Consider the following 15446-nt stretch of genomic DNA (forward strand, 5'->3'; position numbering starts at 1 on the left):
ACAATAAGAGAGCACACATGTCCAGAATCGAACACACCTTCAGCGCTCTGAAAGAGCAGGGCAAGACCGGACTCGTGACCTTCGTCACCGCGGGCGACCCCGGCCCCGACCTCACCGTGCCCATCATGCACGCCCTGGTGGCGGGCGGCGCCGACGTGCTGGAACTCGGCGTCCCGTTCTCCGACCCGATGGCGGAAGGCCCGGTGATCCAGCGCGCCTGCGAACGCGCGCTGGCCTTCGGCATCAGCATGAACGACGTCTTCAACTACGTGCTTGAATTCCGCAAGACCGACTCGCACACGCCGGTGGTCCTGATGGGCTACGCGAATCCGATCGAGCGGATGGGGCAATCGGAGTTTATCCGTCGCGCCAGGGCCGCGGGCGCCGACGGCGCCATCGTGGTCGATTATCCGCCGGAAGAGTGCGAAGCCTTCGCCGCCGAGATGAAGGCGAACGACCTCGACCTCATCTTCCTGCTGGCCCCGACCTCGACCACCAGGCGGGTGCAGCAGGTGGCGCAGCATGGCAGCGGCTTCTCGTACTACGTGTCGCTGAAAGGCGTCACCGGCGCCGGCGGCATCGACACGGAAGATGTCGCGCGCCGCGTGGCCGCGATCCGCGAACACGTCAAGCTGCCGATCGGCGTCGGCTTCGGCATCCGCGATGCGGAGACGGCGAAGTCCGTGGCGGCGGTGGCAGACGCCGTGGTGATCGGCAGCCGCATCATCCAGGAGCTGGAGAACACGCCGAAGGAGCAGGGCCCGGAGGCAGTGCGGGCTTTCGTGGCGGGGATCCGTTCGGCGCTGGACGCCCGTTAAGCGGGCGCCAGCCGTAGTAGACGACCGGGGCCATGCGCCCCGGGCTACGCGTCAATCAAAACGGCAACAAGCCCAGCGCGTGGATCGCGATCAGCAGCTGAAGCGCCAGCTGAATCAGGAAGATGCTGGAAAACCGGACGTGAAAAGTCCCCAGCATTGAAAAAAGAAACCAGATGACCAGGGCGGTCAGGGGATTCACCAGGTAGGCTGCAGAGCCTCCGATCCAGGCATCGGCGCGATTATCCGGCCCCCAGTGAATCGCGACCTGGCCGGCGCCTGGCAGGCCGCCGATCGTCCAGAAAGCGATGGCAAAGATCAGGGCAACCAGTAATGCATTCAATACGGCAGCTGAGCGATTACGCATGGCGGCTTCTCGTCGGGTCCGGCGTGGATTAGGACACCATCGTACACCAACAGCGCCAGCTGAAGCCTGGGGGCAAGAAGACCCATCCGGTTTTTGTTTGCTTCACGGAAAACTTGCGCTACATTGTCGTCAGTGCAACTAATATCCTGCCGACATGAAAACCCAGATCGTCCATATCTCGAAACTACAGACCTCGAAAGTGATGGCCGTGCTGTACCTGGTCATTTCATTGCCCCTGATGCTGATGGCGGCCGTGCCCATGCTTTTCTCGCACCAGCCGGTGCAATGAAGCATGCTCTGGTGGATGCCGCTGCTGTACGCCATTTTCGGCTTCATCTTCACCTTCCTCGGCGCCTGGATCTACAACGGCGTCACCGGCTGGATCGGCGGCATCGAATTCACGCTGGCCGAGCGCGGCGAGGACTGATGCTGACGACCACCCGATTCGCGGCCGTCTCAGTCATTGCCTGCATGCTGGCCGCGCCCGCGTTCGCGGTGGAGCTCTCCGGCGCCATCCGGAGCTCTACCGGCACGCTGCCGGCCGCTATCGCAGTCTTCGCCGACCGTGCCGACAAGCTGCCCGTCATCGCCGGCAAGGCCGAGAACGGCCGCTACCGCATCGAGTTGCCGGACAGCGGCATGTTCCGCATTCGTCTGCAGGCTGCGGGCTGGGATGCCGCGCCCAGGATCGTCTTCGATCCGAAGACCGCCGGCGCGCTCGATTTCCTCCTTTATCCGGCCGAGGTGCCGGAACCGGCGCTGGCGGCCGAGCTGATCGAGATGGGCGAGCAGGACCAGGCGATCCGTTCCGGCCCCAGCGCCACGATCGGCGCCGACATGGCCAGGCGCATGCAGGAGGACGACCCCAAGCGCGAGAAGCGCCTGGGCGAGATCATCGCGGCCAAAGGCTGGCCCACTGCCTCGATGGTTGGGCATGAGGCGGCGAACAGTGCCTGGCTGATCGCCCAGCACGGTTCCACAGCCTTCCTGAAGCGCTGCCTGCCGCTCATGAAGGCAGCGGCGGAGAAGGGCGAGATGGCGCCGCGCTCGCTTGCCCTGTCGATCGACCGCGACCTGATGAACGACGAAAAGCCGCAAATTTACGGCAGCCAGCTGCGCGGCGATATCGGCGGCAAGATGACGCTGTACCCGATCGCCGACCGCGAACACGTCGACGAGCGCCGCGCGGCCATGGGCATGGAACCGCTGGCCCAGTACCTGAAACACTTCGAACAATGAGCCGCCTGAAACGCCTGACCTTCTGGGGCGCCGACGAAGACGACGACAGCCTGCCGCGCGCCGTCATGGAAGGCCGCAAGACCGTCACCGCCGACACCGTCGAGGATTATTACAAGCCCTACGGCGAGTATGGCGACGGCAGCTACGCGGCCGGTGATCTGATCGAGGTGTACGACCTGAAACAGCGCCTGCGCTGCCTGATCCGCGCGACCAAAGTTGAAAGAATCCGCTTTGGCAATATCCCCGAAGAAGTCTGGCGCGGCGAGGGCTTCGCCAGCGCGCGCGAGTTCCAGGACGTGCACATCGCCTGCCTGCCGCAATACGATTTGCATCCCGACTTCGAGTTCGTCACCCTGCATTTCGAGCTGGCCGAAACGATCCTGCCCTGATCCGCTGCAAGCCGCATCTGGCCTGGCTTTCAAGCTTGCTCAACTGGCAAGTAATTTAGAGCAAGCATTCGACAATCGGGACTTGACCGGCTACACTACCGCCAAATTCAGACTTGCCGCAAAGGAGAACACATGAGTTGGTTGGAAAAACTGCTGCCCCCCCGGATCCAGCGCTCCGATGCCGCCAAAAAACAGACCATGCCCGAGGGCCTGTGGGTCAAGTGCCCGTCCTGCGAAGCGGTGCTGTACCGGACCGACCTCGAGTCCAACCTGCATGTGTGCCCGAAGTGCAGCCATCACATGCGCATCCGCGCCCGCGCGCGCCTCGACGCGCTGCTGGACGAAGGCGGCCGCTATGAAATCGGCCAGGATGCGCTGCCGGTCGACACCCTGAAGTTCAAGGACAGCAAGAAGTATCCGGACCGTCTCAAGCAAGCCATGGAAGCGACCGGTGAAACCGACGCGCTGATCGTGCAGGGCGGCTCGATCATGAGCCTGCCGGTGGTGGTCGCCTGCTTCGAATTCGAATTCATGGGCGGCTCGATGGGTTCCGTGGTCGGCGAGCGTTTCGCGCGCGGCGCCCAGGTGGCCCTGGAACAGAAGGTGCCTTTCATCTGCATCACCGCCACCGGCGGCGCGCGCATGCAGGAAGGCCTGCTGTCGCTGCTGCAGATGGCCAAGACCACGGCGATGCTGACCAAGCTGTCGGAGAAGAAGCTGCCCTTCATTAGCGTACTGACCGACCCGACCATGGGCGGCGTCTCGGCTTCCTTCGCCTTCATGGGCGACGTCGTGATCGCCGAGCCGAAGGCCCTGATCGGCTTTGCCGGTCCGCGCGTCATCGAGAACACCGTGCGCGAAAAGCTGCCGGAAGGCTTCCAGCGCGCCGAGTTCCTGGTCCAGAAGGGCGCCGTCGACATGATCGTCGACCGCCGCAAGATGCGCGAAGAAATCGCGCGCCTGCTGGCGCTGCTGCAAAGCCAGCCGGCCGACGTCATCGCTTGATTCAATACGTCGTCCCCGCGAAGGCGGGGACCCAGGTTTGCATGCGAAGCGATGACGCTGGCATAACTTGGGTCCCCGCCTCCGCGGGGACGACGTTCATCCGCCTTTTGCGTCACGCATCGATCATCATGCCCACTACCCCCACCACCTTGCCCGACTGGCTGGCGCTGCTCGAGTCGCGCCATGCCGAGACCCATATCGACATGGGCCTGGACCGCGTCCGCGCCGTCAAGGAGCGCCTGCAGCTGGCCTTCTCCTGCCCCGTGATCATGGTCGCGGGCACCAACGGCAAGGGCTCGACCTGCGCCATGCTGGAAGCGATGCTGCTGCAGTCGGGCTACCGCACCGGCCTGTACATCAAGCCGCACTTCCTCGACTTTAACGAGCGCGCCCGCATCAACGGCGAGATGGCCAGCGACGAAGCCCTGGTCTCCGCCTTCGACGTGGTGGAGAATGCGCGCGGCGACATCGACCTGACCTATTTCGAGTTCACCACGCTGGCGATCTGCCAGCTGCTGTCGACCGCGCAGATCGACGTCGCGATCCTCGAAGTGGGCCTGGGCGGACGCCTGGACGCGGTCAACGTGATCGACGCCGACGTCTCCATCGTCACCAGCATCGACATCGACCACAAGGACTACCTGGGCGACACGCGCGAAGAGATCGGCTTCGAAAAAGCCGGCATCTTCAGAAGCGGCAAACCGGCGATCTGCAGCGATCCGCAGCCGCCCGCTTCGCTGATCAAGCATGCCGAGGAAATCGGCGCCGACCTGTGGCTGATCGGCCGCGACTTCAACTACCAGGGCGACAAGCAGCAGTGGGCCTACGGCGGCCGTTCGCAGCGCCGCAATTCGCTGGCCTATCCGGCCCTGCGCGGCGCGAACCAGCTGCTGAACGCCTCGGCCGCGCTGGCCGCGCTCGAAGCGCTGCGCCTGGTGCTGCCGGTGGGTGCGCAGGAAGTGCGCGCCGGCCTGGCGATGGTCGAACTGCCGGGGCGCTTCCAGGTGCTGCCGGGTCGCCCGACCACGGTGCTGGACGTGGCCCACAACCCGCACGCGGCGGCGGCCCTGGCCCAGAACCTGGGCAACATGGGCTACCACCGCTTCACCTACGCGGTATTCGGCATCATGCAGGACAAGGACATCGACGCCGTGATTGCCCACATGGCCCCTTGCGTCGATCACTGGTGCGTGGCGGCCTTGCCGTCGCCGCGCTCGGCCAACCCCGACGAACTCGCGAAGAAGCTCGAAGCATCGATGCCCGCAGGGGCCAAGCCGGACGAATTTTCGGTGACGACTTTCGCCGATCCGGGCGCGGCCTTCCAGGACGCAACTAGCCGGGCCGGACAGGATGATAGAATAGTGGTCTTTGGCTCCTTCTATACCGTGGCTGGCGTGATGGCGGCCCGTAAATCCTCTCTTCATTGACCTGACAACGCATGGGCTTGTTCTCGTTCTTCGGTAAAAACAAGCAAGGCCGCGCTGCCGAGGACAGCGGCCGTTTCTACAGCAAGGACGACGACGCCGCACTCGGCGAACGTGCCCGTTCCAAGCGTGCCTCGAGCGCGGGCGCCGTCGCCGGCAGCACGCGCGGCCGCGGCACCGGCAACGACCCGTTGCTGCCCGAGAAGAAGCGCGCCCGGCGCCGCCTGGTAGGGGCTATTGCGCTGGCGCTGGCGGCCGCCGTCGGCCTGCCGATGCTGCTCGATTCGCAGCCCAAGCCGCTGGCCGGCGACATCGCGATCCAGATCCCGGCCAAGGACAAGGCGGCGCCGCTGCCGGTGCCGGCCGAGCCTTTGCCGCCGGTGACGGCGCCGGCGCCGGTGTCCGCAGCCGAAGCCTCGCGCGGCGTGAAGACCGTGGCCGCGGCGGACAGCGTCGACAAGGGCGAGGAAGTGCTGCAGGATGTTCCCGCGGCGCCCAGGCCCGTCGCGAAGGCGCCTGCCGCCGTCGACCTGCCGAAGCCCGAACGCAAGCCGGAGCCGCCGAAAGCGAAGGCCGAAGCCAAGCCTGAACCGAAGCCGGAACACAAGCCCGAGCACAAGCCGGACGCCAAGGCCGAGCACAAGCTGGCGGACAAGGCCGATAAAGCCGACAAGCCCGTGAAACCGAAGAGCGAGGACAAGCCGGTCAAGCCGCACGACGACTCGCGCGCGCTGGCCATCCTGGAAGGGAAGGCCGCGGACAAGGCGGATAAGGCCGACAAGCCTGCGGACACCGGTTCGCAAAAGGTCGTGCTGCAGGTTGCCGCGATGTCGAGCCAGGAAAAGGCCGCCGAGCTGCAGGCCAGGCTGCACAGCGCCGGCATCAGCTCGTATACGCAGAAGTCCGGCGAACTGGTCAAGGTGAAGATCGGCCCGCTCAGCAAGGAAGAAGCCGAGAAAGTGCGCGCCAAGCTGGGCCGCATCGGCCTGTCGGGCTTCCAGACCCCCGCCTGAAGCCGTGACGATTTTCGACTACATCGTCCTGTTCATCCTGATCTCGTCGGTCGTCATCAGCACCATGCGCGGGCTGGTGAAGGAAATCCTGTCCCTGGTAGGCTGGATCGCGGCCTTCGTGGTGGCGAACGCCTTCGGCGCGAAACTGGCGCCCATGCTACCATCGGTGGTTCCGGGCGAGGCGCTCAGGCTGATCGTTGCCTTCATCGTATTATTCCTCGGCGTACGTATTCTGATGGGCCTGCTGGCGCTGGCGATCGGCGCCCTGATCGAGGCCACCGGGCTGTCGCTGGCCGATCGCGGACTCGGCGGCCTGTTCGGACTGGGCCGGGGCATTGTAATCGTGCTGGCCGGCGTCATATTGTGTGGAATGACTTCCATCCCTCAACAAGATTTCTGGAAAAACGCGCTGCTCTCTCCCATGGCGGAAACCGGGGCGCGTACAGTCAAGCCTTTCTTGCCCGCTGCCTTTGCGCAGCATGTGCAGTTTTAAAAATCTTTTGTTCAGCTGTTTAGGAGCGCACCATGTGTGGCATCGTCGGCGTCGTCTCGCAAGCCCCCGTCAACCAGTTGCTGTATGACGCATTGCTGCTGTTGCAGCACCGCGGCCAGGATGCGGCGGGTATCGCAACCAACCACAGCAGCATGTTCTCGATGTACAAGGCCAACGGCCTGGTGCGCGACGTGTTCCGCACCCGTAACATGCGCTCGCTGATGGGTAATTCCGGCATCGGCCACTGCCGCTACCCGACCGCCGGTTCGTCCAGCGAAGAAGAGGCGCAGCCCTTCTACGTCAACGCGCCCTTCGGCATCACGCTGGCGCACAACGGCAACCTGACCAACCAGGAGCAACTGAAGGACGAGCTGTTCCGCATCGACCGCCGCCATGTGAATACCGGCTCCGATTCGGAAGTCCTGCTGAACGTGCTGGCCCATGAAATCCAGAGCGCCGCCAATGGCTACTCGCTGGACCAGGAAGCGATCTTCAAGGCGGTTGCCATGGTGCACAAGCGCGTGCGCGGCGCCTATGCCGTGATCGCCCAGATTTCCGGCCACGGCCTGCTGGCCTTCCGCGACCCCTTCGGCATCCGTCCGCTGTGCCTGGGTGTGAACGAGACCGAGAATGGCCCGGAATACCTGGTCGCCAGCGAGTCCGTCGCGCTCGAGGGCCTGGGCTTCCGCTTCGTGCGCGATATCGCGCCGGGCGAGGCGGTCTTCATCGACGACGCCAGCCAGTTGCACGCGCGCCAGTGCGCCGAGAATCCGTCGCTGAATCCCTGCGCCTTCGAATATGTGTACCTGGCCCGTCCGGACTCGGTCATCGACGGCGCCTCGGTCTACGCGACCCGCCTGCGCATGGGCGAATACCTGGCCGACAAGATCCGCCAGGAGATCCCGGTCGAGGAAATCGACGTCGTGATGCCGATTCCGGATTCCTCGCGCCCGGCCGCGATCCAGCTCGCGCTGAAACTCGGCGTCGAGTACCGCGAAGGCTTCATCAAGAACCGCTACATCGGCCGCACCTTCATCATGCCCGGCCAGGGCATGCGCAAGAAGTCGGTGCGCCAGAAGCTGAACGCCATCGCCGCCGAGTTCAAGGACAAGAACGTGCTGCTGGTCGACGACTCGATCGTGCGCGGCACCACCAGCCGCGAGATCGTGCAGATGGCGCGCGAAGCCGGCGCCCGCAAGGTCTTCTTCGCTTCGGCCGCGCCGCCGGTGCTGTACCCGAACGTGTACGGCATCGACATGCCGACCCGCGACGAGCTGATCGCCCACGGCCGCACCGTCGAGGAAGTCTGCCGCGAGATCACGGCCGACCGCCTGGTCTACCAGGACATCGAGGCGCTGAAGAAGTCGATCATGGACGTGAACCCGGCGCTGACCAGCGTGGAAGCTTCCTGCTTCGACGGCGTCTACATCACCGGCGACATCTCGCCTGAGTACCTGGACAAGCTGGAAAACCACCGCCACAAGAGCTCGGGCAAGTCGTCCGAAGATCTGGTGCGGACGCAGCTGAATCTGAATCCGCCGGTCGCAGCGGAGTAAATCACGTATCATCGAACGGGCGCCGCGTGCGCCCGTTTTTCATTTTGCACGACACCATCATGAGCGACACCAAGAACAACTACGGCTTCACCACCACCATCCTCCACAACGACCGCCGCAAAACCATCGAGCAGGGCTCGTTGCACAAGCCGATCCATACCTCGGTGGCCTTCGGCTACGGCGATGCGCGCCAGCTGGCCTCGGTCTTCCAGGGCAAGGAACCGGGCTTCCGCTACGGCCGCCAGGGCAACCCGACCGTCGCCGCGCTGGAAGACAAGATCAGCAAGATGGAAGACGGCGTCGCCACCCTGTGCTTCGGCACCGGCATGGCGGCGATCGGCGCGCTGGCGCAGGCCTTGCTGAAGGAAGGCGACCATGTCGTGTCCTCGTCGTTCCTGTTCGGGAATACCAACAGCCTGTGGAATACGGTGGCGGGGCAGGGCACCGAGGTGTCCTTCGTCGATGCCACCGATGCCGCCAATGTCGAAGCCGCGCTGCAGCCGAATACGCGCCTGGTCTTCGTCGAGACCATCGCCAACCCGCGCACCCAGATCGCGGATCTCGCGCGCATCGGCCAGCTGTGCCGCGAGCGCGGCATCCTCTACGTGGTCGACAACACCATGACCACGCCCTGGCTGTTCCGCCCGAAGGCGGTAGGCGCCGGCCTGGTGGTGAATTCGCTGACCAAGTCGATCGGCGGCCACGGCATGGCGCTGGGCGGCGCCCTGACCGATACCGGCCTGTTCGACTGGAGCACTTACCCGAACATCGCCCCGAACTTCCGCAAGCAGCCGCCTGCCGCCCAGGGCATTGCCCAGCTGCGCGCCAAATCGCTGCGCGACTTCGGCGCCTCGCTGGCGCCGGAAGCCGCCCACCACATCGCCGTCGGCGCGGAGACCCTGGCGCTGCGCATGGAGCGCACCAGCGCGAACGCGCTGGCGCTGGCGCAAATGCTGGAGGCTGACCCACGTGTGGCCGCGGTCCACTACCCGGGCCTGGCCTCGCACCCGCAGCACGCCCTGGCCACGGACCTGTTCCGCGCCTACGGCTCGCTGTTCAGCTTCGAGCTGAAGGAGGGCATCGACTGCTTCGACTACCTGAACCGCCTGAATATCGCGATTCCGGCCTCGAACCTGGGCGACACCCGCACCCTGGTGATCCCGGTCGCGCACACGATCTTCTTCGAGATGGGCCCGGAGCGTCGCGCCAGCATGGGCATTGCCGAGTCCCTGATCCGGGTGTCGGTGGGAATCGAGGACACCGCCGACCTGGTAGAAGATTTCCGTTCAGCATTACCCTGATTGCATTGTCATAAAGTAATCACACATCTATCATCGTCTTACCACCACTTCTGTATCCGGAGGAGAGACGATGAAACGAATTGTATTTGCCCTGCTGATGCTCGCGGCTGGCTTGGCCTCGGCCGACGACCTGGGTAATGCCGAAAAAGCCTTGCGCGCGAAGGAATACGACAAGGCCTTGCCGATCTACACGAAGCTGGCGAATGCCGGCAATGCCGAGGCGCAGTTCCGCTTGGGCGAGATGTACTGGTATGGCGACGGCACCGCCGTCGACATGGCCAAGTCGCAAACCTGGCTGCAAAAGGCCGCGGACAGCGGCCACAACGGCGCCAAGGAAACGCTAGCGATCCTGCAAAAGCGCGAACAGCGCGCCGCCGATCTGGCCTACTGGACCAGCGCGTACAAGGGCGACGATCTTGTTTCGGGAAAATATGCCTGCCCCATGCCGAAGATTCCAGCGGTGTCGAAGACCAATGCCGAGATCAAGGCCGTCAGCGAGTCCATTGCAGCCTGGGAAACCTGCTACAACGACTTCGTCGCCGGCGTGAACCAGCTTCCGCCGGCCAACAAGCGCATCCCCGCCGATGTGCTCCAGCTGATGAGCCCGCGCGAAGCGGAGCAGGCAATCGCGCACGTCGACGATGCGACGGTCAACGTGGTCACGCGCCGTCAGAACGAGGCGCTGAGCTTTACCTCGGAGCGCGACGCCTGGCACAAGTCCACCAATGAATTCGTGCTCGAGGCCAATACGCAGACCGAGAAAAGAAAGGCGGCGGACAAGGCAATGCTGCTCGACGACCAGCGGCGGATGGATGAAATGCGCAAGTCCGACAACAGCCAGATCGGCAAGGGCGGGAAGTAGCAGCAGCTGGTTGAGCTGGCCGGGCTGTGCGGGTTATCATGGATTTCCTTTTTCACAGCCCTGTTTCCATGAAGACTCTCCTGTTTTGCGCAGCGCTGCTGCTGGCCGGCACTGCCTGTGCCGACGAACTGGCGGATGCCGACGCCCTGTTCGCCAAGAAAGCCTATCCCGAAGCCCTGCAGAAATACACCAAGCTGGCGAGTGCCGGCAACGTGACGGCCCAGCAGCACCTGGGCGAGATGTATTTTTACGGCGAAGCCGGCGAAGTCGATGTCGACAAGGCGAGCGGCTGGTTCCGCAAGGCGGCCGCCAAGGGCAATGCCACGGCCATCGCCTCGCTCGAGATGATCAAGCAGCGCGACAAGCGCCGCGCCGAGCTCGATTACTGGATTGCGAAATACGACGGCTCGGACGTCCGTACCGAGGAATACCGCTGCCCTGCGCCGCGCTTCCCGGCCATCTCGCGCCAGACCGAAGAGATCGACCGCTACAGCGCCAAGATGAAGGCCTGGCAGGAATGCTACAACCGCTATGCCGCGCACCTGAACGCCGTGACGCCGCTGACCAAGCGCATTCCGGAGGACGTCAAGAAGCTGATGACCAAGGCCGAAATCGAGCAGGCCACGGCTCATCTGAATGCCGTGCAGGAAAACTTGTCGGAAGATGCCAAGATCGGCGCCAGGATGGTCGTTTCGGACTTCACGGTCTGGCGCGACGCCACCGATGCCTATGTCTCGCAGCACAATGAGATCGTCAAGGGTGCACCGACGCCGGAGCGCGAGCAGGAGCTGCAGGCCCGCAAGAACAACTACGCCCCGCCAGGCAAATAAGCGGGACCGCGCTGAAAGTAAAACGCCCCGCCGGCGCGAACCGGGCGGGGCGTTTTGCCATCTGGCAAAATTATCTCACTGCCGACTCAGTGCCACGAGCGCAGCAGGCCGACAGCCAAACCTTCCAGCGCGAACTCGTCGCTGTGCGGATCGACCGTGATGACGGAGAAGTCCGGATTCTCCGGCAGCAGTTCGATGGTGCCGCCGGTCTTGCGGTAGCGCTTGACGGTGACTTCATCGCCGATGCGGGCGACCACGATCTGGCCGTTCTTGGCCGAATCCACTTTCTTGACGGCCAGGAAGTCGCCGTCGCAGATGCCGGCGTCGCGCATCGACCAGCCCTTCACCTTCAGCAGGAAGTCGGGCTTGGCCGAGAACATGGCCGGGTCCACCGAGTAGGTGGTCTCGACGTGTTCCTGGGCCAGGATGGGCGAACCGGCGGCCACGCGGCCGACCAGCGGCAGCGACATCAACAGGGCGGCCGGGACGGCCGGCACAGGGGCGCTGTCCGCGGCCGCACCGACCAGGCGGATGCCGCGCGACGTGCCGGGAGAAATTTCGATCGCGCCCTTGCGCGCCAGGGCTTGCAGGTGTTCCTCGGCGGCGTTGGCCGAGCGGAAGCCAAGCTCCTGCGCGATTTCGGCGCGGGTGGGCGGAAAGCCGGTGTTGTCGATGGCTTCCTTGATCAGGTTGAGGATCTGTTCTTGCCGTGCGGTGAGCTTAAGCATGTTCAATAGGTGTAAGTAAGGGAGCGTCTGCGAGCGACACCCGATACCCTGTATTTTTGTACAGTATTGCGCCGGGCGCAAGGGGAATCCGTCGCTTTCGCCGCTTTTTTTTGCTTGGCGGGCACAGCCGATAACAACAGGGCAAGGCGATCGGCGGCGGGCGCCGCAGATGGTGATTGAGCTCTTGACGTTTTTACGGTTATAATGTCGGGCTTTCCCTTCCCACACTCGTCTTGACGCCGAGGTGGGCATTTGTTTAAACGTCCTTAAGGAGTGTTGCATGCGTCATTATGAAATCGTGTTTATCGTCCACCCGGACCAGAGCGAGCAGGTCCCGGCGATGATCGAGCGCTACAAGACCACGGTCACCTCGCGCGGCGGTAACATCCACCGTGTCGAAGACTGGGGCCGCCGTCAAATGGCTTACCAGATCCAGAAGCTGCCGAAGGCACACTACATCTGCATGAACATCGAGTGCGACAACGAGACCCTGGTCGAGCTGGAAACCGCATTCAAATTCAATGATGCCGTGCTGCGTCACCTGACCGTCAAGATGAAGAAGGCCGAAACCGCACCGTCGCCGATGATGAAATCGGTCCAGCGCGAAGACGCAGCCAAGAGCCATCGCGCCGAGCAGGCAGCTGCTCCGGCCGCTGCTGCTTAATACACAAGGGGCAGTGAACGAGCTGTTGCTGGTCGCAAGCATCGCGGAACGCGACAGCCTGCGCTACACCCCGGCCGGCATCCCCATCGTCAGCGGGATCCTGCAACATGGATCGCAGCAGATGGAAGCAGGGATCGCCAGGCAGGTCGAGTTTGAGATGTCCGCGCTGGCCGCGGGCGAGATTTCAAGCCGGTTTGCCGATGCCGAACTTGGTGCCGTGCACCAGTTCCGCGGGTTTTTGGCCAGGAAGAACCGCAACAGCAAAGCCCTGGTGTTTCACATCATTGATTTCAACAGATTAGATACAGGAGCCTAAAATGGCATTCGGTAAAAAGTTCGACAAAAACAAAGCTAAAGAAAAACTGAAGCGCAAACAGCAGAACCCGCTGTTCAAGCGCAAGAAATTCTGCCGCTTCACCGCTGCAGGCGTGGAACAGGTTGACTACAAAGACGTCGACACCCTGAAGGATTTCGTCCAGGAAAACGGCAAGATCATGCCGGCACGCCTGACCGGTACCAAGGCGCACTACCAGCGCCAAGTGGACACCGCCATCAAGCGCGCCCGCTACCTGGCCCTGCTGCCGTACACCGACCTGCACAACGCTTAATCGTCGGTCACGACACGTATACTGGAGAATAATATGCAAGTCATCCTGCTGGAAAAAGTCGTCAACGTCGGCAACCTGGGCGACGTGGTCAAGGTCAAGGACGGTTACGCACGTAACTTCCTGATCCCGCAAAAGAAAGCCCGTCGTGCAACCGAATCGGCCGTGGCCGAGTTCGAAGTCAAGCGCGCCGAACTGGAAAAGGCAGCCGCCGAGAAACTGGCAGCCGCACAAGGCCAGGGCGAGAAGCTGAACGGCATGACCATCACCATCGCCCAGAAAGCCGGCGTCGATGGCCGTCTGTTCGGTTCCGTGACCAACTTCGACATCGCTGAAGCCCTGAGCAAGCAAGGTTTCGCCGTCGAGAAGGCCAACGTCCGCATGCCGACCGGCCCGCTGAAGACCACCGGCGAGCACCCGGTTGCCGTCGCCCTGCACACCGACGTCGTTGTCGACGTGACCGTGTCCGTGGTTGGCGAAGCTGCCTAAGTAACACAGTTTCACCCCGTCGTCCCCGCGCAGGCGGGGATCCAAGTTTGCAGGCGCTAAGGTAGCGCAAACAGAACTTGGGTCCCCGCCTTCGCGGGGACGACGTTTTTAGGGCGCTGAAACGAGGTTTTCAGGGTGTCGTTTTTTCTATTTGGAAAATCACCAATCATTTCAGCGGTCGATGCGGAAAAGGTATAATGTCGGCCATGAACACCCCAGCAGACCCGCAGATCGAGTCGCTCCGCATTCCCCCGCATTCCATCGAAGCAGAACAGTCCGTCATCGGCGGCCTGCTGCGCGATAACGCGGCGTGGGACCGTATTGCCGACTTCATGCATGCGGAGGACTTCTACCGCTATGACCACCGGATCATCTTCGAACAGATGGTCCGCCTGATCAACGCCGGCAAGCCCGCCGACGTGATCACCGTGTACGAGTCGCTCGTCCAGCTCGGCAAGGCCGAGGAAGTGGGCGGGCTGCAGTACCTCAACGCGATGGCGCAGAACACGCCGTCCGCCGCCAACATCCGCCGTTACGCCGAGATCGTGCGCGACCGCGGCGTGCTGCGCCAGCTCATCACCGTGGCCGACGAAGTCTCGGCCAAGGCCTTCAATCCGCAGGGCGCCGAGGTCAAGCAGATCCTCGACGAAGCCGAATCGCGCATCTTCGCGATCGCGGAGCAGGGCGCCCGCGGCGCCCAGGGCTGGATCCCGGTGCAGCCGCTGCTGACCCAGGTGGTCGAGCGTATCGACGAACTCTACAGCCGCGAGAACCAGGGCGAGATCACCGGCGTCCCGACCGGCTTCATCGACCTCGACAAGATGACCTCCGGCCTGCAGCCGGGCGACCTGGTCATCGTCGCCGGCCGTCCGTCGATGGGCAAGACCGCATTCTCGGTCAACATCGGCGAGGCCGTTGCGGTCGAGGCCGGCCTGCCGGTCGCGATCTTCTCGATGGAGATGGGCGGCGCCCAGCTGGCCATGCGTATGCTGGGCTCGATCGGCCAGCTCGACCAGCACCGCCTGCGTACCGGCAAGCTGATCGACGAAGACTGGCCGCGCTTGACGCATGCGATCCAGAAGATGAACGACGCCCAGATCTTCATCGACGAGACGCCGGCGCTGAACCCGATCGAGATGCGCGCCCGCGCGCGCCGCCTTGCGCGCCAATGTGGCAAGCTCGGCCTGATCATCGTCGACTACCTGCAGCTGATGCAGGGTTCGAAACCGGGCGACAACCGTGCGTCCGAGATTTCCGAGATTTCGCGTAGCCTGAAGGGCCTGGCCAAGGAGTTGGGCTGTCCGGTGATCGCACTGTCCCAGCTGAACCGATCGCTGGAACAACGCCCGAACAAGCGTCCGGTCATGTCCGACCTGCGCGAATCGGGCGCTATCGAGCAGGACGCGGACGTCATCATCTTCCTGTACCGCGATGAAGTCTATAACCCGGACTCGCCCGACAAAGGTACCGCCGAGATCATTATCGGCAAACAGCGTAACGGCCCGATCGGGGCGATTCGACTGACCTGGATGGGCATGTACACCAAGTTCGGCAATTACAGCGGCAGCCTTAGTATTTACCAGGGCGATTAAGCCGATAACCGCTGCGTTTGAACACCGGGGTCAGAGCCCTTTTAAAAGCAACACCGGGCTCTGACCCCTCCGCA

At 63.4% G+C, this 15446-nt stretch carries 20 protein-coding genes; 18 read left to right on the plus strand and 2 right to left on the minus strand.

Annotated features, from left to right (window positions below):
- Nucleotides 1–17 precede the first annotated feature (17 nt).
- Nucleotides 18–818 carry a tryptophan synthase subunit alpha gene (gene trpA / locus LQV39_RS12540; RefSeq protein ID WP_230025960.1) on the plus strand — a complete coding sequence of 267 codons (801 nt, stop codon included), beginning with the start codon at nucleotides 18–20 and terminating at the stop codon, nucleotides 816–818.
- A 55-nt stretch (nucleotides 819–873) separates the two neighbouring features.
- Here trpA and LQV39_RS12545 read toward each other — a convergent pair whose 3' ends face one another.
- Nucleotides 874–1182, minus strand: coding sequence for a hypothetical protein (locus tag LQV39_RS12545; protein ID WP_230025962.1), 309 nt, complete (start codon nucleotides 1180–1182; stop codon nucleotides 874–876).
- A 154-nt stretch (nucleotides 1183–1336) separates the two neighbouring features.
- On the opposite strand from LQV39_RS12545, the gene LQV39_RS26395 reads away from it, so the two are divergent.
- The 12 genes from LQV39_RS26395 to LQV39_RS12595 all read left to right on the plus strand — a co-directional run bounded on the left by LQV39_RS26395 (nucleotide 1337) and on the right by LQV39_RS12595 (nucleotide 11294).
- The gene (locus tag LQV39_RS26395) at nucleotides 1337–1471 is read left to right on the plus strand and encodes a hypothetical protein (RefSeq protein ID WP_290368582.1); all 135 of its coding nucleotides are present in this window, start codon (nucleotides 1337–1339) and stop codon (nucleotides 1469–1471) included.
- Between the two features lie 3 nt (nucleotides 1472–1474).
- Nucleotides 1475–1609 (plus strand): hypothetical protein, encoded by a 135-nt coding sequence (locus tag LQV39_RS26400; protein WP_290368583.1) that lies wholly within the window; start codon nucleotides 1475–1477, stop codon nucleotides 1607–1609.
- Nucleotides 1609–2421, plus strand: coding sequence for a DUF6624 domain-containing protein (locus LQV39_RS12550; protein WP_230025964.1), 813 nt, complete (start codon nucleotides 1609–1611; stop codon nucleotides 2419–2421). Before LQV39_RS26400 ends, LQV39_RS12550 begins: the two co-directional genes overlap by 1 nt.
- Complete coding sequence (locus LQV39_RS12555; protein WP_230025966.1) at nucleotides 2418–2810, plus strand: ASCH domain-containing protein; 393 nt, start codon at nucleotides 2418–2420, stop codon at nucleotides 2808–2810. The genes LQV39_RS12550 and LQV39_RS12555 overlap by 4 nt, the downstream gene beginning before the upstream one ends.
- A gap of 132 nt (nucleotides 2811–2942) precedes the next feature.
- A complete protein-coding gene (accD, locus tag LQV39_RS12560; RefSeq protein ID WP_230025968.1) occupies nucleotides 2943–3815 on the plus strand; it encodes an acetyl-CoA carboxylase, carboxyltransferase subunit beta in 873 nt (290 codons plus the stop codon).
- A 128-nt stretch (nucleotides 3816–3943) separates the two neighbouring features.
- Entirely contained in the window at nucleotides 3944–5242 is a 1299-nt protein-coding gene (folC, locus tag LQV39_RS12565; RefSeq protein ID WP_230025970.1) for a bifunctional tetrahydrofolate synthase/dihydrofolate synthase, read from the plus strand.
- 11 nt (nucleotides 5243–5253) lie between these two features.
- The gene (locus LQV39_RS12570) at nucleotides 5254–6252 is read left to right on the plus strand and encodes an SPOR domain-containing protein (RefSeq protein ID WP_230025972.1); all 999 of its coding nucleotides are present in this window, start codon (nucleotides 5254–5256) and stop codon (nucleotides 6250–6252) included.
- A 4-nt stretch (nucleotides 6253–6256) separates the two neighbouring features.
- A complete protein-coding gene (locus LQV39_RS12575; protein ID WP_230025974.1) occupies nucleotides 6257–6745 on the plus strand; it encodes a CvpA family protein in 489 nt (162 codons plus the stop codon).
- 32 nt (nucleotides 6746–6777) lie between these two features.
- Nucleotides 6778–8301, plus strand: a complete 1524-nt coding sequence (purF, locus tag LQV39_RS12580) for an amidophosphoribosyltransferase (RefSeq protein ID WP_230025976.1) — start codon at nucleotides 6778–6780, stop codon at nucleotides 8299–8301.
- A gap of 59 nt (nucleotides 8302–8360) precedes the next feature.
- Nucleotides 8361–9602 (plus strand): cystathionine gamma-synthase family protein, encoded by a 1242-nt coding sequence (locus tag LQV39_RS12585; protein ID WP_230025978.1) that lies wholly within the window; start codon nucleotides 8361–8363, stop codon nucleotides 9600–9602.
- A gap of 70 nt (nucleotides 9603–9672) precedes the next feature.
- Complete coding sequence (locus tag LQV39_RS12590) at nucleotides 9673–10464, plus strand: tetratricopeptide repeat protein (protein WP_230025980.1); 792 nt, start codon at nucleotides 9673–9675, stop codon at nucleotides 10462–10464.
- A 68-nt stretch (nucleotides 10465–10532) separates the two neighbouring features.
- A complete protein-coding gene (locus tag LQV39_RS12595) occupies nucleotides 10533–11294 on the plus strand; it encodes a tetratricopeptide repeat protein (RefSeq protein WP_230025982.1) in 762 nt (253 codons plus the stop codon).
- An 86-nt stretch (nucleotides 11295–11380) separates the two neighbouring features.
- Here the strand turns inward: LQV39_RS12595 and lexA are convergent, their stop codons facing one another.
- The gene (gene lexA / locus LQV39_RS12600; RefSeq protein ID WP_230025984.1) at nucleotides 11381–12022 is read right to left on the minus strand and encodes a transcriptional repressor LexA; all 642 of its coding nucleotides are present in this window, start codon (nucleotides 12020–12022) and stop codon (nucleotides 11381–11383) included.
- A gap of 280 nt (nucleotides 12023–12302) precedes the next feature.
- On the opposite strand from lexA, the gene rpsF reads away from it, so the two are divergent.
- The 5 genes from rpsF to LQV39_RS12625 all read left to right on the plus strand — a co-directional run bounded on the left by rpsF (nucleotide 12303) and on the right by LQV39_RS12625 (nucleotide 15372).
- Nucleotides 12303–12686, plus strand: a complete 384-nt coding sequence (gene rpsF / locus LQV39_RS12605) for a 30S ribosomal protein S6 (protein ID WP_036232978.1) — start codon at nucleotides 12303–12305, stop codon at nucleotides 12684–12686.
- A 13-nt stretch (nucleotides 12687–12699) separates the two neighbouring features.
- The gene (gene priB / locus LQV39_RS12610) at nucleotides 12700–13002 is read left to right on the plus strand and encodes a primosomal replication protein N (RefSeq protein ID WP_230025986.1); all 303 of its coding nucleotides are present in this window, start codon (nucleotides 12700–12702) and stop codon (nucleotides 13000–13002) included.
- A gap of 1 nt (nucleotide 13003) precedes the next feature.
- Nucleotides 13004–13294, plus strand: coding sequence for a 30S ribosomal protein S18 (gene rpsR / locus LQV39_RS12615; RefSeq protein ID WP_036249492.1), 291 nt, complete (start codon nucleotides 13004–13006; stop codon nucleotides 13292–13294).
- A 33-nt stretch (nucleotides 13295–13327) separates the two neighbouring features.
- On the plus strand, nucleotides 13328–13780 hold the full coding sequence (gene rplI, locus LQV39_RS12620; protein ID WP_230025988.1) for a 50S ribosomal protein L9: 453 nt from the start codon (nucleotides 13328–13330) through the stop codon (nucleotides 13778–13780).
- Nucleotides 13781–13986: 206 nt separating this feature from the next.
- Nucleotides 13987–15372 carry a replicative DNA helicase gene (locus tag LQV39_RS12625; protein ID WP_230025990.1) on the plus strand — a complete coding sequence of 462 codons (1386 nt, stop codon included), beginning with the start codon at nucleotides 13987–13989 and terminating at the stop codon, nucleotides 15370–15372.
- Nucleotides 15373–15446: the final 74 nt, after the last annotated feature.

Source organism: Massilia sp. Bi118 (genome assembly GCF_918697865.1).
Classification (GTDB): domain Bacteria; phylum Pseudomonadota; class Gammaproteobacteria; order Burkholderiales; family Burkholderiaceae_D; genus Telluria.

Excerpts from the sequence above, each read along its gene's own strand:
- trpA (WP_230025960.1), top strand. The coding sequence starts at position 18 with ATGTCCAGAATCGAACACACCTTCAGCGCTCTGAAAGAGCAGGGCAAG.
- LQV39_RS12545 (WP_230025962.1), bottom strand. The coding sequence starts at position 1,182 with ATGCGTAATCGCTCAGCTGCCGTATTGAATGCATTACTGGTTGCCCTG.
- LQV39_RS26395 (WP_290368582.1), top strand. The coding sequence starts at position 1,337 with ATGAAAACCCAGATCGTCCATATCTCGAAACTACAGACCTCGAAAGTG.
- LQV39_RS26400 (WP_290368583.1), top strand. The coding sequence starts at position 1,475 with ATGCTCTGGTGGATGCCGCTGCTGTACGCCATTTTCGGCTTCATCTTC.
- LQV39_RS12550 (WP_230025964.1), top strand. The coding sequence starts at position 1,609 with ATGCTGACGACCACCCGATTCGCGGCCGTCTCAGTCATTGCCTGCATG.
- LQV39_RS12555 (WP_230025966.1), top strand. The coding sequence starts at position 2,418 with ATGAGCCGCCTGAAACGCCTGACCTTCTGGGGCGCCGACGAAGACGAC.
- accD (WP_230025968.1), top strand. The coding sequence starts at position 2,943 with ATGAGTTGGTTGGAAAAACTGCTGCCCCCCCGGATCCAGCGCTCCGAT.
- folC (WP_230025970.1), top strand. The coding sequence starts at position 3,944 with ATGCCCACTACCCCCACCACCTTGCCCGACTGGCTGGCGCTGCTCGAG.
- LQV39_RS12570 (WP_230025972.1), top strand. The coding sequence starts at position 5,254 with ATGGGCTTGTTCTCGTTCTTCGGTAAAAACAAGCAAGGCCGCGCTGCC.
- purF (WP_230025976.1), top strand. The coding sequence starts at position 6,778 with ATGTGTGGCATCGTCGGCGTCGTCTCGCAAGCCCCCGTCAACCAGTTG.
- LQV39_RS12585 (WP_230025978.1), top strand. The coding sequence starts at position 8,361 with ATGAGCGACACCAAGAACAACTACGGCTTCACCACCACCATCCTCCAC.
- LQV39_RS12590 (WP_230025980.1), top strand. The coding sequence starts at position 9,673 with ATGAAACGAATTGTATTTGCCCTGCTGATGCTCGCGGCTGGCTTGGCC.
- LQV39_RS12595 (WP_230025982.1), top strand. The coding sequence starts at position 10,533 with ATGAAGACTCTCCTGTTTTGCGCAGCGCTGCTGCTGGCCGGCACTGCC.
- lexA (WP_230025984.1), bottom strand. The coding sequence starts at position 12,022 with ATGCTTAAGCTCACCGCACGGCAAGAACAGATCCTCAACCTGATCAAG.
- rpsF (WP_036232978.1), top strand. The coding sequence starts at position 12,303 with ATGCGTCATTATGAAATCGTGTTTATCGTCCACCCGGACCAGAGCGAG.
- rpsR (WP_036249492.1), top strand. The coding sequence starts at position 13,004 with ATGGCATTCGGTAAAAAGTTCGACAAAAACAAAGCTAAAGAAAAACTG.
- rplI (WP_230025988.1), top strand. The coding sequence starts at position 13,328 with ATGCAAGTCATCCTGCTGGAAAAAGTCGTCAACGTCGGCAACCTGGGC.
- LQV39_RS12625 (WP_230025990.1), top strand. The coding sequence starts at position 13,987 with ATGAACACCCCAGCAGACCCGCAGATCGAGTCGCTCCGCATTCCCCCG.